A 15,452-nucleotide genomic window follows, 5' to 3' on the forward strand; every position below is an offset into this window, starting at 1 on the left:
CTTAATACTTCGAAGTTAAGCGCTCGCTGCAAAGGTAAATCATGATCAATCAAAAACATTTAAATACATTTATAACATTAGCAGAAACTGGACACTTCACCCAAACCGCAGAGCGTTTATTTATGACGCAACCTGGGGTGACGCAGCATATAAAAAAGCTAGAAAAGCACTTTAATACCTTGTTATTAGAGCGTTATGGTAAGCAATTTGAATTAACTTTAGCGGGTGAAAAACTCTATCAAACTGCATTAACCATGCGTGATTTAGAAACACAGTTAAATGAACAAATTAACCATGATGAAATGACTAAGGGAATATGTTCAATTGCTTGCTCAGGTGCATTAGCGAACCTGTTATACCCTCACTTTGTACAACAACAGACGGTTCATCCAGAGTTAAGTGTATTCGTTGAAGCTGCCCCGAATAAGAATATTATTGCTGATTTACTGAGTAACAAAGTTGACCTAGGTATCGTCACTATTGAAAGTTCTCATGAACAACTTAAGCAAACCTTAGTAGGAGTTGAAGAGTTACAGCTTGTATTGCCAGCCAGTATAAAATTTGATGGCGTATGCCGCTTTGAGGATTTGAATGAAATTGGCTTTATCAATCATCCAGACGGATTACATTTTGCTGAAAAGGTATTGTCAGTCAACTTTAAAGCGGACTATAAAGGGCCAAATAGCTTAACAATTAAAGGCTATGTTAATCAGCTACAACAGATTCTGTTACCGGTAGCGAAAGGGGTTGGTTATACGGTGTTGGCAAAAAGTACCGTGGAGCAATTTCAACAACCAGCCTTATTACAGGTCTTACCATTAGAGCATGTTATTCAAGATTCATTGTATTTAACGCAGAAACGTTATCGTCAGATACCTGCGCGTTATCAATGGTTTGAAGATACGATCAAAACCCTATTAAGTGAGTGAGTTATTGTTGTTATTAGCGTGGTCACTTATCTGATTATTTTCTGCTGTTAACTTATCTGCAATAGGGCGCTTAATAGGAACACCAAGCCCTTTTAATTGCTCTGCTTGTTGAATCACATTCCCACGTCCATCACTAAGCTGTTTTAACGCACTTTGGTAAGTTTTCTGGGCTTTATCAAGCTGTGAACCAACTTCTAAAAAGTTATCGCTGAATAGGCGTAATTTGTCGTATAGTTTACTGGCTTGTTGTGCGATCAATTGACCATTCTTCTCTTGCCGCTCAAAGCGCCATAGATTTTCGATAGTGCGTAGGGCAATCATCAAGTTACTTGGACTAGCCAATAGAATGTTATTATCCAGTGCTAATTGTACTAAGCTAGGGTCGTGCTCTAAAGCCACAATAAAAGCAGGTTCAACGGCCACAAACAGCAATACGTAATCCAAAGTATTTGCGCCAATTAAGTCTTGATAATCTTTTTTACCTAAGCCTTTAATATGTTGTCTTATCGATAGGCAGTGCGCATCTATCGCTTGTTTCTGCTCACCGACATCTTGGCTATTAAAGTAACGTTCATAAGCTACTAATGACACTTTTGAATCGATAATGATATTGCGGTTTTGTGGTAAGTTAACAATCACATCGGGTAAAAAGCGTTGCCCTTTATTGTCTTTTAAATTGACCTGAGTTTGGTATTCATGCCCTTCGCGTAACCCTGAGCTCTCTAAAATGCGCTGTAAAACCACTTCACCCCAATTGCCTTGCTGTTTGTTATCACCTTTTAAAGCATTGGTGAGATTTTGTGTTTCTTGGTGCATTAAGCTATTTAAATTAGCAAGCTGATCAATTTCTCGCTTTAAGTTGTAGCGCTCTTTACTCTCGTTAATATAACAATCGCTAACTTGTTTTTTAAAGCCTTCTAACTGAGTGCTTAATGGATCAAGTAGTTGTTTAATTGATTGTTCATTTAATTGCTTAAATTGCGATGATTTATCATTAAAAATACGTTGTGATAATACTTCAAACTGCTGACTTAATTTGGCTTCTGTTGCTTGTTGATCGCGCAGACGTTGCTCACCAGCTTGTAAACGAATATCTGACTCTCTGACACGGGTTGTTAGCTTATTCGCCTGCATTTGTAAGCTTTCATTGTGTAATGATAAATCGCGCGCTTTATCTTCCAATATTTGGTTTTGCTGCTCTTGCTGCGCTAAATGCTGTTCGGTGAGCTTTAAGGTGAGGTGTTGTTCTGCCAGCTGGCTTTTAACATTCGATAATCTGTTAAATACTAGTACCAGTAGTACAATAAAGAAAATGCTTACAATTGCTAATAGAGTAAAGATATTGTCGGAAAATAGCTCCACAGACATACTAATATTCCATTTTTTTCAATGCACTAATTACGTGAGGATTAAGCCTATTCCAACACAGTAAAAAAGTGAGATAAATACCAATAATGCCCCACTTATGTAAATTCTTACCTTGGTCTAAATCAGAAAAAACAAAGGGACCGAAGTAGCTGTCTACCACTTCAACATAAATAACCATAATAATAGGCAAGATCAATACCGTTAATAACTTCCAAACTAAAGATAAGGCTTTGGTGAGTGGATGATTGAGCATGATATTTCCAACTAAGAACAACTGACCTGTAACTTTAAACAGTAAACTTAGAGAAGGGAATAGCTAGGCTGAAAAATAGCGATATTGGTAAAAGTCCAAAGTAGATGATGTAATTAACAATTTTACTGCTATTTGCAGGTTTTAAGTGTTTTTGCGCATAAAATGCTGCCGTTAATCTTTAGTGTTGCATGTTTTAGCAGTTTTTATGATGATCTTTTATAATAAATGCTCTAAAGTATGTTTAAATTAATTTCTAACTAACTATCTGGGGAAATGTATGTGCGGTATCGTTGGTGCAATTGCGCAAAGAGAAGTATCTGAAATCCTAATCGAAGGTCTAAAAAAATTAGAATATCGTGGTTACGATTCTGCCGGCGTTGCTGTTGTTGATAGCGAAGGCAAATTAACTCGTGTACGTCGTTTAGGTAAAGTGAAAGAGCTAGCCGATGCCGTTGATGAAATGCATACAATGGGTGGTACTGGTATTGCACATACTCGTTGGGCTACACACGGTGAACCATCAGAAGCGAATGCACACCCACATGTTTCTGCCAACATCTCTATCGTACATAACGGTATTATTGAAAATCACGAACCATTACGTGCACTATTGCAAGAACGTGGTTACATCTTCAATTCACAAACCGATACAGAGGTCATTGCACACTTAGTTGAATGGGAATTAAGAAGTTCTGCATCATTACGTGAAGCTGTGCAAAAAACCGTATTACAGCTTGAAGGTGCTTACGGCATGGTTGCGCTTGATAGCCATGACCCATCTCGTTTAGTCGTTGCTCGTTCAGGTAGCCCATTAGTTATTGGTCACGGCATTGGTGAAAACTTCCTAGCCTCTGATCAGTTAGCGTTATTAAACGTAACACGTCGTTTCACTTACCTTGAAGAAGGTGATGTCGCTGAAATTACACGTCGAGAAGTGGCTATTTTTGATAAAACAGGTAATGCCATTGAACGTGAAATGGTTGAATCAAATGTTGAACAAGATGCGGGTAGCAAAGGTAAATACCGTCATTTCATGCAAAAAGAGATTTTTGAACAGCCAAGCGCACTAATCAGTGCTTTAGAAGGCCGTATTAATGACGATAGTATTGTTGTTGAAAGCATTGGCAATGGCGCAAAAGAAATCCTAGCGAAAGTACAACATGTGCAAATCATCGCCTGTGGTACTTCATACAATTCAGGTATGGCGGCTCGTTACTGGTTTGAGTCATTAGCTGGTGTCAGTTGTGATGTTGAAATCGCTTCTGAGTTCCGTTACCGCGACTTTGTAGTACGTCCAAACAGCTTATTATTAACCCTTTCTCAATCAGGTGAAACCGCTGATACGTTAGCAGCTTTACGTTTAGCGAAAGAAAAAGGTTACATGTCAGCAATGTCTATTTGTAACGTATCAGGTTCTTCATTGGTACGTGAGTCTGACCTTGCATTCATGACCCGTGCTGGCACAGAGATTGGCGTAGCATCAACCAAAGCCTTTACTACACAACTTGCTGCAATGTTGATTCTAGTTACTGCGATCGGTAAAGAGCAGGGCACAATCAAACCAGAGAAAGAAGCTGAAATTGTTAAATCACTTCACTCATTACCAGCACAAATAGAAAAAGCCCTAGAGTTTGATAAAAAAATTGAAGCACTAGCAGCAGATTTTGCTGATAAACATCACACACTCTTCCTAGGTCGCGGTGAATACTACCCAATTGCAATGGAGGCCGCGCTTAAAGTAAAAGAGATCTCTTACATCCACGCAGAAGCCTATGCAGCAGGTGAATTAAAACATGGCCCGTTAGCGTTAGTAGATGCGGATATGCCAGTTGTTGTGGTAGCACCGAATAACGACTTATTAGAGAAACTAAAATCAAACGTAGAAGAAGTGCGAGCGCGTGGTGGTTTACTGTATGTATTTGCTGATGAGAATTCAGGTTTTGAACCTTGCGATGGAATGAAAATCATCTCATTACCGCATGTAGACCCAATTATTGCACCGATTTTCCATACCGTGCCAATGCAATTATTGTCATACCACATTGCCCTAATCAAAGGTACTGACGTAGACCAACCACGCAACTTGGCTAAGGCTGTTACGGTTGAATAATACTTAAAGGGTAAACCTTTATTAAGATGCATTAAAAAAACCGACGAAAGTCGGTTTTTTTGTTTTTAAGTTGTTTCAAGTAGAAATGGGAACGATAATCCGCGCTTATCGAATAATCATCTGCTCGCGTTCAGGGCCAACGGATACCATACTCACTGGCACACCCATCAGTTCTTCAATGCGTGTTACGTAGTTTTGTGCTGCGATTGGTAGGCTATCAAAGGTACGACAACCGCTGATATCTTCATTCCAGCTTTGCATTTGTTCATAAACGGGGGTTAATGATGCTGTTTGTGGCCAAATTGGGTTTTCTGGATGTTGTCCTTCATAAGCGACACAGATTTTTAAATCCGTCATGCCTGATAAACAGTCGATTTTTGTTAATGCAATTTCTGTTGCTGCTTGTAACTCAACGCCATTACGGGTAGCAACCGCATCAAAAAAACCCATATCACGAGGGCGACCTGTTACTGCACCATATTCATTGGCACTTTCACGGAAGTTATCTTGATGCTCCATTGCTGTTACTAGTGTGCCGGTACCTACTGATGAGCTAAATGATTTGGCTACTGCAACAACACGCTCAGGGTATAGCGCTGGTAAACCACTGCCGATACCTGCATAAGCAGCGGTTACATTCGATGATGTTGTCCATGGGTATTCGCCGTAGACTAAGTCTCTGCCTGCACCTAGTTGTGCTTCAAATACTAGATTCGCTTTCTCTTTTTGTAACGCTTTTAGTGGTTCTGTTACGTTACAAATAAATTGACGCCAAGGTGCGGTGACTTCTAATAACCAGTTTGTCATCTCTTCTGCTGTTTGGTTAAATTCGCAGTCAGGGTAAAGCGCTTTTAATTGAGGTAATTTCCAATCTAGTAGGAATTGAATGCGTTGTTGTAATACTTCAGGTTGTTTTAACCAGCCAACGAGAATCCCTTTTTTCATTACGCGGTCGCCGTAAGCTGGTGCGATACCTTGTCTTGTTGAGCCGTAAGCAGCATCGCCAAGGCGTTGTTCTTCTAAAGTATCTTCTAATGCGTGTAAAGGTAGACATAGGGTTGCACGGTCTGAGATAGACAGTTTTACATCAATATTTGCTTGTTTAACTTCGTTGATCTCTTCGGTTAATGCAGCAGGGCTGATCACCATGCCAGGGCCAAGTACCGCTAAACAATTTGGGTTAAAGATGCCACTTGGTAACTGGTGTAATTTAAAGGTACCGAAGTCATTGACTACAGTATGACCTGCGTTATTACCGCCTTGAAAACGAATACTTGCGCTTGCGTCTTCTGCTAAAAAGTCAACGATACGACCTTTACCTTCGTCGCCCCAGTTTGCGCCTACAACCACTATTGATGTCATGCTTTACCCCTTGAATGATGAAAAGGCTATGCTACATAATCATTATTAATATGATAAATTAATAATTGTTATTAGATTAATAAGTATTCCATATAGGTTGTGGTGCATTAGTTGGATAGGGTGGACGATATAGTATGTTTGATATTAATTGGTTAAAAACCTTTGTGACCTTAGCGGAGTTACAACATTTTGGTAAATCAGCTAGCGCATTACATATGACTCAACCTAATGTTAGTTTGCATTTAAAGCAGCTAGAGAAGGTGACTCGAACTAAGTTAATCGAGCGAAGTCCCTTTAGGTTAACGCAAGCAGGACAACGCTTATTAGAAAGTAGCCAGAAAACCTTACAAGAATTAACCGTGTGCCAAGCAGATATTAATGCCTTGAATGATCTTCGCCAAGGTACGTTAACTATCGCGGCCAGTGATATTATTTCCAGAGCATTGCTGATCGAACCTTTCCAATTATTCAAACAAGCTTATCCTAATATTGACCTTGCGCTGTTTAATACCACCTCTTCACAATCTTCTGCGTTAGTTAAAAGTGCAGAGGCCGAGCTAGGTTTTGTGATTGCTCAGAAAGAGAGTTTACCGTTACATTTTAGTGAATTAAAAGCGGTGCACTGGTGTGCTGTTGGACATCAACTGCAATTTGTACAAGGTGAAGTGGTACAAAAGGATAGTGCTGATCTACCGACTTTTATTCTACTTGGGCACGATACACGTACTCGCGATTTGATCGACCTAGCTTTACCTTCTTTAAACATTCCCCGTTACCGAGTAATGGAAGTTGGCAGTGTTGATGCGCAATTAGATTGGGCTGAAGCAGGCTTTGGTACAGCAATAGTGCCTGATTTTTCATTAGACAGCAGACCTTACTTAAAAGCGGAAGTGGTCACTTTGGTGGATTTTCCTTGTACCAGTTTGGGGTACGTCGTACGTAAAAACCAAATTTTATCCAAGGCTGTTAAGCATCTTTTACGTTTAGTGGGTGAGAAGATCGCTATTAATAAGCACCCGCTATAATTTACTGTTATGGGTAAGGCTTCATTATTTTTATCTAGCTTATGCTAATAAAAACATGACGGAGTCATTATAGGATAGGGAGTAAAATACGAATGATTCAATACACGCGATTTCTACCTAACGATTTGGCTTTGTATAAGGCTTTATCCGCTGCGTTGATTAATTTATCTAAATTCCAGCTAGTGATTCTATCGGTATGAGTTACGCCAATACTAACGGTGATCTTGATTGTATGCCCTGCAAATTGGTGTTCATTTTTTTCAATACTTCGGCGAATTTTCTCTGCTAAGCTAATTAATTGTTGGAACTCTATGCCTGCGCACGCCACTAAAAACTCTTCTCCCCCCATACGAATGAACAGATGCTCACTTGATAAGCAATCAGCAATCACTGCTACTACTTTTTGCAAGCTCATATCCCCAATGTGATGCCCATAATTATCATTGATCAGCTTAAATTTATCGATATCAATGGCCAGTAATCCACCTCGAAATGCCTTGCCCTCAAACAATTCTGGCAATTGGTTATCTAATGCGCGTCGGTTATTGCAACCAGTAAGTGGGTCTGTATTGGCCATTACTTCTAATTGCTTAGATTGATTTTTTAACTTTTCTTGATTGATCATCAGTTGTTGATTCATCACGGTAACATCCGTAATGTCATAGATGGTTCCTACTAAGTAAACTTCTCCATTAGCAAGGGTAAGGCGGCTTTTTCGCGTAATAACTTCTCGTTGTTCTGCATTACTATCAAATATTGATTCGTAAGCTTCATCTATTTCACCAGTGGCTAGTACACGTAAATCGCCGCCATTACATTGTGCTACTTGTCGGTCTGAAAATACTTCTTTATCTTGCTTCCCTAAGATATCTGCCCGATTAACTTGAAATAATGCTTCAAAGGCTTTGTTGATGAAAATGTATCTGTGTTGGGTATCTTTTATTAAAACGGGGGTAGGCAAAATCTCCATGACTTCTTTAAATAGAATAAAATCAGTAACGTGATGCATTTAAGGAGCCCTAAACTTAGTAGTCATTTAGATGAAATGTAAAATAGTTGTCTTGAACACAATGCGACTACATTCACCAGAAAATCAAAAAAATATAACTTAAGTGTTAATTGTTGACCATGTGCTAAGTTTTTTCAAGCGGTATGTTACAAGAATGTAAATATCGCTAGCTCTCTATACGATTTCTCCCTTTTTCTTTCGCTTTATAAAGCATATTATCTGCTTGGTGAACCAATGTATTTTCATGGAGACCGAAGCTTGGATGTAAGGTCGCTAAACCAATGCTGGCGGTTAAATAAGGTTGTACCGAAGAGTTTGGATTCGCTATGTCGAGATGAGCTATCTCATCTAATAGGCTAGCCAGTAATGCTTGCGCTTCAGTGGTTGAGGTATTGCCTAAAACAATAGCAAACTCCTCTCCGCCATAACGAGCGCAAATATCACTTGAGCGGTTAACAAATTGTTTGAGTAGCTTTCCTATTTTTATTAAGCATTGGTCACCATGTTGATGACCATAGGTATCATTCAGTAATTTAAAATGATCGAGGTCGATAATCGCTAAGCTTATGGGGAGTTCTAAACGCAAACAGCGCCGCCACTCCGCATTTAAGAATTCATCAAAGTAACGTCGATTAGCAATATTTGTTAGGCCATCCATTCTTGCTAGGTCTCTTACTTTTTGTTCTGCGAGTTTGCGTTCCGTGATGTTTTGGTGAGTGATGACAAAGTAATTTTGTTGATCATATTTAAGAGGGGTGACGCGCATCATAAACCATCGCTTTTGCTTTGGGCTATGGCATGGATATTCGAAATAGAAGTTTTCAATCGTTTGGTTAATAACACTTCTAATGCCTTGCGAGACTTGTTTCCCATAATCACTATCAACTTCACTGGCTTGATCGCAGGCTTCAATATAATTAATACCTTGCCACTTTTCTTTAATTAAACAGCCATTTTGAGATGCAAACTCTGTCCAGCTTTTATTGACATATTGGATAATGCCAGAGCTATCAATGACGGTGATATGGTCGGTTATAGAATCAAGTATTGCGCTCAAAAACCCTTTAACATCTTTCATGTGGTACTCGCTATTTGTATTTTCTATCCTTAAAAACACATATTCAAAGACATTACTTTTTGTGTATTAGCTTCGATTACTTAACTATTGTTATATTGTTTAAATATATCAATATCTTTAGCAGGTGAAGGGCCTTGAAATAAGTAACCTTGTGCAAAATCGCATTTTTGAGCACGTAGAATATCCAATGTTTTCTTTGTTTCAATCCCTTCTGCGACTATTTTCATATCTAATTGTTTGCCCATTGCAATAATAGTTGAGGCGATGGTGTCATAATCAGTAATAAAGCTTTTATCGATTTTTAATACATCAAATGGTAAGTGACGAAGGTTGCTCAAGCAGGAATAACCCGTACCAAAATCATCCATCAATAGCCTTACTCCCATCTCTGAGAGTTCGTTTAACGTTTTTAGGAAGTGTTCATTTTCAGTGATGATCATGCTTTCTGTTATTTCTAATTCCAGACAGTGACGTGGGATTTCAAACTCACTGATTACATCTTGAACAGAGTTAGCAAAATGAGGGTTATATAGTTGATAAGGAGAAACATTCACAGCTATTTTGAGATCTTTAGCTCCACTGTCTCGCCATTGTTTATTTTGTTTACAAGCTATTCTTAAAACCCAATCGCCAATTTCCACCATCTGTCCTGAATACTCTGCAATGGGAATAAATACTTCTGGAGAGACAAGCGTCTCTTGATCTAATTGCCAACGTAATAATGCTTCAGTGCCTTTAGTCGCAAAGTCATTGAGATCGACCACTGGTTGGTGCATGACCTGGAGTTGGTTCTTGTTAAGCGCAGATCTAAGTTTAGATTCGTAAGATAAACGACGAGTATGTTCTTTACTGAATCTATTTTTGTAAAATAGGTATTGGTTTTTTCCCTCTTTTTTGGCTTCATACATGGCGGTATCGGCGTATTTTATTAAATTCTCAGCGTTATTAGCGTTTGTAGGGTAAATTGAAATACCAATACTACCTGTGATGAACAGTTCTGTTTTTCCGATAAATAAAGGCTTTGAAATTACATTAATTAGTGACTCTGCAACGCGTTTTATATCACCTGTATTGGTGAAATGACTAAGTGCGACAAATTCATCACCACCAAATCTAAATACAGAATCTTCAATCTGTATTGCTTTCGATAAACGATCACTTACGGTAATTAATAATTTATCTCCTTCGGCGTGGCCTCGGGTATCATTGATGTCTTTGAATCGATCAAGGTCGATGAAAAATACAGCTAATCTTTTTTGCCCCGCTGTAGCTATGTATTGATTTATTCTTAAGTCTAAAGCGTTACGGTTAGGTAGTTTGGTTAGCGTATCTCTGTTGGCTAGTAAACGGTTACGCTCTTCACTAATCATTAACTCGTTGCTGGTTTTTTGCATTCGTTTGACGACTTTTAAAATTGCTTTAGCAATTGCCAAGGCGATTAGAAAAAATGCTATAGATAAAGTAATAACAGCAGTTTGTGAAGTATTTACAATGAAGTTGGTTAATTTATCTACCGGCTTCATAAACTCTACTGAGTTTAATCGAAATTTTGTATAACAATCAGTTAATAGCTGGTTAAGGTGAGTTTGACTGACTAACCCCTCTTCATAGAGAACGATATTTTTTAATAGGTCTTCTGCAAGATCAATATCATTTTGGCAAATAGTCATGATGCTTTGTGTATCAGTCAATCTCATGATCATTTGATCAAGTTGACTTGGCATAGCAATACAACCTTCTGGTTGTGCTTTGATATTCTGAATAATTGCTTTTAACTGGGTTGTGTCTGGAATTGGAGTATTGCTTTTACTAATAAGCTCATTAAGTTCAAGGACATAATGAAAATGTAAACTATTGAGTTGATGAAAGCGTGCAGACCCAGACATCTTTAATGTACTAAAGGCTACTATAATAGAAAATAGGGTGATAAGAAGCATTAAAACAGTGAGTTGTTTATTTATTGTCATTATTAGTAGCTTCTTTATCCGTTTTATTACGTATTAAAAATAGTGTTTCCTAACTTAAGCCTGTTAGTTTTATGAACTAATACTTTATATTTATCAAAAAGTACTTATTTTGAGTATAAACAGTTGGTTTTTTCATTCAAGACTTTAACGTATTATTTATTATTATCTTTTTGATAATTAATATATTTTCTTACTAAATCGCAAATACTGGCATTTTTAAAAACCAATGATTAAATTAATTTTAGCGTTTTTGAAATTAATTATAGACCAACAAGGTCTTTTAAGAGGAGTGATGATTATTAAAGTGGGATTTTTATGAAAAAGATAATTGGTTTAATACTGTCAACATCAATACTTGGTTATGCTTCCTTAGCAAACGCAGACAAAGCAGTGTTAGCAGGTGGTTGTTTTTGGTGTATGGAATCAGACTTTGAAAAGTTACCTGGTGTAACGGATGTGGTGTCTGGTTTTACAGGCGGAACAGTGGAAAACCCAACTTATAATGGTAATCATCGCGGTCATTATGAAGCGGTAGAGATAACTTACGACCCAGAGCAAGTGAGTTATCAAGAAATTTTGGATCATTACTGGGTGAATATCGATCCCTTTGATGCTCGTGGACAGTTTTGCGATAAAGGGCATAGCTATTTAAGTGCTATTTTTGTTGCTAATCAGCAAGAGCGTGACTTAGCAGAGCAATCTAAACAAGTTGTTGTGAATGAATTTGCAGATCAACAGGTGGTTACACCCATTCTTGATGCAAGTACCTTTTACCCAATTAAAGGCAATGAAAGTTACCACCAAGACTTTTATAAGAACAACCCAATACGTTACAAGGCGTATCGTTGGAATTGTGGTCGAGACCAGCGTTTAAAAGAGATTTGGGGCGAAAGAGCAACTCACAGCTAGTAACATGAAATAGTTATATATAGCAGGTGCCTAACGTTAGATACCTGCTAACGATTAAATAGCAAGTCACTACTTTTAGCGGCTTGCTAATGTTTATAGAGCAAGTAACTATTTGGATACTTGCTAGTGTTTATAGAGCAAGTGGCTAGTTTTAGCGGCTTGCTAATGTTTATAGAGCAAGTAACTATTTGGATACTTGCTAATGTTTATAAAGCAAGTGACTAGTTTTAGCTGCTTGCTGATGTTTATAAAGCAAGTGGCTAGTTTTAGCTGCTTGCTAATGTTTATAAGGCAGATAACTATAATCTAGTTGTCTGCCAATGCTCCTTTCTGATTCAAATCCTGTTTTTTATTCTAGTCACTGTCTTTATCTTTTATCTATTCGTTGTTTATCACTGCTTTAGTTATGCATTTATGTCATTAGTAATGAGCAAATTATTCTTAAAATTACACTTGTAGATTTAATGCTTCTCTGTATTATCTTATTTAGATGTCTATACGGCTATTTGATTTTAAGGGAGTGAAACATGTTCAACAAAAAATTTGCCAAGTTGCTTTATATTTTACCAATCATTTTTGGGTTAGCGGCTTGTGGAGAAACAGAAAAGAGTGAAGTGATCAAAGTAGGGGCAACAGTGGGGCCTCATGCGGAAGTGGTTGAAGCTGTTGCAGAAGAAGCTGCAAAACAAGGCTTACAAGTTGAAGTAGTGATTTTCTCTGATTATATTACACCTAATGCTGCATTAGCGGATGGTAGTTTAGATCTAAACAGTTACCAGCATTTACCATTTTTGAATAACTTTAATAAAAATAGCGATCAGAAAATAGTATCGATCGGTCATTCAATTTTAATGCGTATGGGTATTTATTCTAATAAATATAAATCAGTTACTGATTTACCTGAAAATGCACGTATCTCTATACCTAATGATCCAACCAACGGCGGTCGTGCGTTATTGTTATTAGCTGATGCAGGTTTAATTACCTTAAAGCCTGATGCAGATTCAAAAACGACGGTATACGATGTTGTTGAAAATCCTAAAAACTTTGAGTTTGTTGAAGTAGAAGCAGCACAATTACCACGTACATTAGATGATGTTGATGCATCTGTGATTACTATGAACTATGTGATGTCTGCTGGGTTAAGTCCAAAAGAACAAGGTATTTATTTAGAAGCGAAAGATGCTGAGTTTGCGGTAATGAACATTGCTGCGCGTGTAGAAGATAAAGATAATGCAACTTACAAAAAATTCGTTGAAATATTCCAGTCTGAAGCAACACGTCAATTCTTAGAAAAAACTTACAAAGGAACTATCGAAGCTGCTTTTTAAATCCTAATCTATTAACGTGACTGTTTGTAATGCAAGCAGTTACGTTTTTCTTACTGCCTTCCCTCAATATAATTGCCACCTCAGTATCCTTTTCATTTAAACATTGCTTTTGTTCCTATTAGATAGAGAGTAACCTAAGCTTTGTATTTCAAAAAATCTTACATATATTAATAAAATAAGGCTCCCATGATAAAAGGTTGGATACAAGTTATTATTGGCGTGATGTTATGGATAGCAGCTATCTCCGTAGGTATTACCTGGATTGGTTTCTGTTTTGGTACTGTCATTATTGGTATTTTATTACTGTTTTTTGCTCCTAGAATTTTGATTTTTCCGACTTTGTTTATCGGTACCTTTGCTAATGGTTTTTTACTGGTGGGTTTAGCGACTATTAAGCTGACTAACCGTGATAAGGATATTATTGATGTTGAAGCGGAATGGGTAAAAACCGATGACGATGATCAGCAAGTGATACAAGGTAAGCTCGAAGATAAACGCGACCAAGATTAATAGGATTAATAAGGCGATAAATGGATATTATCAGAGGCAAACAGTTTACAGCAGATCGCGCTTGGGGCGCTAAAGATATTGCCAATATGAATGGGATCACCACCCGTTTGCATTGGACGGATCAAGCTTATAAATGGCATGTAAATGATGGCCAAGAGGTCTTTGTTGTGCTCGATGGTGTTGTTAATATGCATTATAAAGAACAAGGCATACAGCAAAGCGTGTTATTAGAAAGCGGTGATATATTTTACGCGAGTATTGGTACCGAGCATGTTGCTTGCCCGGTAGGTGAGGCAAGAATTCTAGTGGTAGAAAACGAAGGCAGTGTTTAGGCTTTTTGATTAATGCTCAGACATTAATAATCTAACGCACTCTTCTCGTGTTACTCCATTTAAAAAACACTGTTTAATTTGTTGTTCCTGCTCAGGAGATAAAAGGTAGGGGCTTTGTTGTGTTTCTTTACTGAGATCACGAATGATGCGGCGACGGTAAACGGCTTTACGATTACGGTGAAATAAAAAGCTAGAAAGTCCAAAAACAACTACACCACAAACAATATAAAATATGAGCATTAGTTTCTCCTTTATTATTTTACTATGTTCATACTAACTTAGATTCCATACCAATTATATTAAAGAATAGATCACTGGATTGGTGTGATTGGCATTTGCATTTTTTAAGGATAATCCATGTCACTGGCAAGCGTTTTACGGTTAGTTTTATTAGCTTCAATGTGGGGCGGTTCGTTTCTATTTATGCGTTTAACGGCAAATAGCTTAGGCGCAGCGTATCTGATTGAAGGTCGCGTTTTAGCAGCTGCATTGTGTTTACTATTGATCAGCTGTTATTTACGTAGAACATTAGCCTTTATGTCGAATATTAAACACTTCTTTATTGTCGGCGCCTTTAATACTGCTTTTCCTTTTTTGATGTTTGCCTATGCAGCGCAAACCTTAAATGCGTCAACCCTAGCGATCCTTAATTCTACAGCGCCTTTATTTGGAGCGGTGATTGCCAGTATTTGGCAAAAAGAACGTATTAAATTAAAAGCGAGTATGGGCTTATTATTGGGGATATTTGGCGTAACGGTATTGGTTGGTCATCAAGCCTTAACATTAGGCGAGCAAGGTGTATGGGCTATTTTAGCGTGTTTAGCGGCTGCAATGATGTATGGATTCTCGGCTAATTATACTAAAGTTGCGCCTGTTGTTGCTCCCTTTGAAAATGCCCATGGCAGCATGTGGGCGGCGGTGATTGTGGTCTTGCCTTTATTGCCTTTGATTCCGATCCGTGACCCAATTACTTTACCGATTAGTTTATCTGTATTGACCTTAGGGATTGTTTGTACCGGACTTGCTTACTTATTATATTTTAGGTTAGTAAAGGATGATGGGCCTGCTTCTGCTTTATCTGTGACTTTTTTAGTGCCCTTGTTTGGTATTTTATGGGGATCGTTATTTTTAGGTGAGGAGATTGGCCTTAATACGTTATTAGGTGGGGTATTAGTTGTTGCGGGTACGGTATTAGTGACTGGTTTTTCCTTTAAAAAATCAGTGAAGGTGCCAGTTAAAGCATAACGTTATTGATAACGTTATGCTCAA

15 protein-coding genes are annotated in these 15,452 nt (G+C 37.9%); 8 read left to right on the forward strand and 7 right to left on the reverse strand.

Features of this window, described 5'->3' with window-relative positions; all coding sequences use genetic code 11:
* Nucleotides 1-41: 41 nt before the first annotated feature.
* Complete coding sequence (locus DS885_RS11915; RefSeq protein WP_113819651.1) at nucleotides 42-929, forward strand: LysR family transcriptional regulator; 888 nt, start codon at nucleotides 42-44, stop codon at nucleotides 927-929.
* Here DS885_RS11915 and rmuC read toward each other — a convergent pair.
* Together rmuC and DS885_RS11925 are read right to left on the reverse strand one after the other, a co-directional pair.
* Nucleotides 918-2,297: a DNA recombination protein RmuC gene (gene rmuC / locus DS885_RS11920; protein ID WP_113819652.1), complete on the reverse strand. Its 1,380-nt coding sequence runs from the start codon at nucleotides 2,295-2,297 to the stop codon at nucleotides 918-920. The two genes, DS885_RS11915 and rmuC, sit on opposite strands and share 12 nt — an antisense overlap.
* Nucleotide 2,298: 1 nt before the next feature.
* The gene (locus DS885_RS11925; RefSeq protein ID WP_113819653.1) at nucleotides 2,299-2,550 is read right to left on the reverse strand and encodes a hypothetical protein; all 252 of its coding nucleotides are present in this window, start codon (nucleotides 2,548-2,550) and stop codon (nucleotides 2,299-2,301) included.
* A gap of 277 nt (nucleotides 2,551-2,827) precedes the next feature.
* Between DS885_RS11925 and glmS the strand changes: the two genes are divergently transcribed.
* Nucleotides 2,828-4,660, forward strand: coding sequence for a glutamine--fructose-6-phosphate transaminase (isomerizing) (gene glmS / locus DS885_RS11930; RefSeq protein ID WP_113819654.1), 1,833 nt, complete (start codon nucleotides 2,828-2,830; stop codon nucleotides 4,658-4,660).
* A 105-nt stretch (nucleotides 4,661-4,765) separates the two neighbouring features.
* Here glmS and DS885_RS11935 read toward each other — a convergent pair whose 3' ends face one another.
* A complete protein-coding gene (locus DS885_RS11935) occupies nucleotides 4,766-6,022 on the reverse strand; it encodes an adenylosuccinate synthase (protein WP_113819655.1) in 1,257 nt (418 codons plus the stop codon).
* 134 nt (nucleotides 6,023-6,156) lie between these two features.
* Here DS885_RS11935 and DS885_RS11940 point away from each other — a divergent pair, with 134 nt between their 5' ends.
* The gene (locus DS885_RS11940; RefSeq protein ID WP_113819656.1) at nucleotides 6,157-7,047 is read left to right on the forward strand and encodes a LysR family transcriptional regulator; all 891 of its coding nucleotides are present in this window, start codon (nucleotides 6,157-6,159) and stop codon (nucleotides 7,045-7,047) included.
* A gap of 97 nt (nucleotides 7,048-7,144) precedes the next feature.
* Here the strand turns inward: DS885_RS11940 and DS885_RS11945 are convergent, their stop codons facing one another.
* From DS885_RS11945 to DS885_RS11955, 3 genes are all read right to left on the reverse strand, one after another.
* Nucleotides 7,145-8,056 (reverse strand): sensor domain-containing diguanylate cyclase, encoded by a 912-nt coding sequence (locus DS885_RS11945; protein ID WP_113819657.1) that lies wholly within the window; start codon nucleotides 8,054-8,056, stop codon nucleotides 7,145-7,147.
* Between the two features lie 166 nt (nucleotides 8,057-8,222).
* Nucleotides 8,223-9,134: a sensor domain-containing diguanylate cyclase gene (locus DS885_RS11950; RefSeq protein WP_113819658.1), complete on the reverse strand. Its 912-nt coding sequence runs from the start codon at nucleotides 9,132-9,134 to the stop codon at nucleotides 8,223-8,225.
* An 80-nt stretch (nucleotides 9,135-9,214) separates the two neighbouring features.
* Nucleotides 9,215-11,101, reverse strand: coding sequence for a putative bifunctional diguanylate cyclase/phosphodiesterase (locus DS885_RS11955; RefSeq protein WP_113819659.1), 1,887 nt, complete (start codon nucleotides 11,099-11,101; stop codon nucleotides 9,215-9,217).
* A 315-nt stretch (nucleotides 11,102-11,416) separates the two neighbouring features.
* Here DS885_RS11955 and msrA point away from each other — a divergent pair, with 315 nt between their 5' ends.
* The 4 genes from msrA (at nucleotide 11,417) to DS885_RS11975 (ending at nucleotide 14,183) form a co-directional block, all read left to right on the forward strand.
* Entirely contained in the window at nucleotides 11,417-12,010 is a 594-nt protein-coding gene (gene msrA / locus DS885_RS11960) for a peptide-methionine (S)-S-oxide reductase MsrA (protein WP_113819660.1), read from the forward strand.
* A 527-nt stretch (nucleotides 12,011-12,537) separates the two neighbouring features.
* Nucleotides 12,538-13,341, forward strand: coding sequence for a MetQ/NlpA family ABC transporter substrate-binding protein (locus DS885_RS11965; protein ID WP_113819661.1), 804 nt, complete (start codon nucleotides 12,538-12,540; stop codon nucleotides 13,339-13,341).
* 186 nt (nucleotides 13,342-13,527) lie between these two features.
* On the forward strand, nucleotides 13,528-13,851 hold the full coding sequence (locus DS885_RS11970) for a hypothetical protein (RefSeq protein ID WP_113819662.1): 324 nt from the start codon (nucleotides 13,528-13,530) through the stop codon (nucleotides 13,849-13,851).
* Nucleotides 13,852-13,871: 20 nt separating this feature from the next.
* Nucleotides 13,872-14,183 (forward strand): cupin, encoded by a 312-nt coding sequence (locus tag DS885_RS11975; RefSeq protein ID WP_113819663.1) that lies wholly within the window; start codon nucleotides 13,872-13,874, stop codon nucleotides 14,181-14,183.
* Between the two features lie 9 nt (nucleotides 14,184-14,192).
* Here DS885_RS11975 and DS885_RS11980 read toward each other — a convergent pair whose 3' ends face one another.
* Nucleotides 14,193-14,423, reverse strand: coding sequence for a hypothetical protein (locus tag DS885_RS11980; RefSeq protein ID WP_113819664.1), 231 nt, complete (start codon nucleotides 14,421-14,423; stop codon nucleotides 14,193-14,195).
* 117 nt (nucleotides 14,424-14,540) lie between these two features.
* Here DS885_RS11980 and DS885_RS11985 point away from each other — a divergent pair, with 117 nt between their 5' ends.
* Entirely contained in the window at nucleotides 14,541-15,428 is an 888-nt protein-coding gene (locus tag DS885_RS11985; RefSeq protein ID WP_113819665.1) for a DMT family transporter, read from the forward strand.
* Nucleotides 15,429-15,452 lie beyond the last annotated feature (24 nt).

It is taken from the genome of Psychromonas sp. B3M02 (assembly GCF_003318165.1).
GTDB lineage: Bacteria > Pseudomonadota > Gammaproteobacteria > Enterobacterales > Psychromonadaceae > Psychromonas.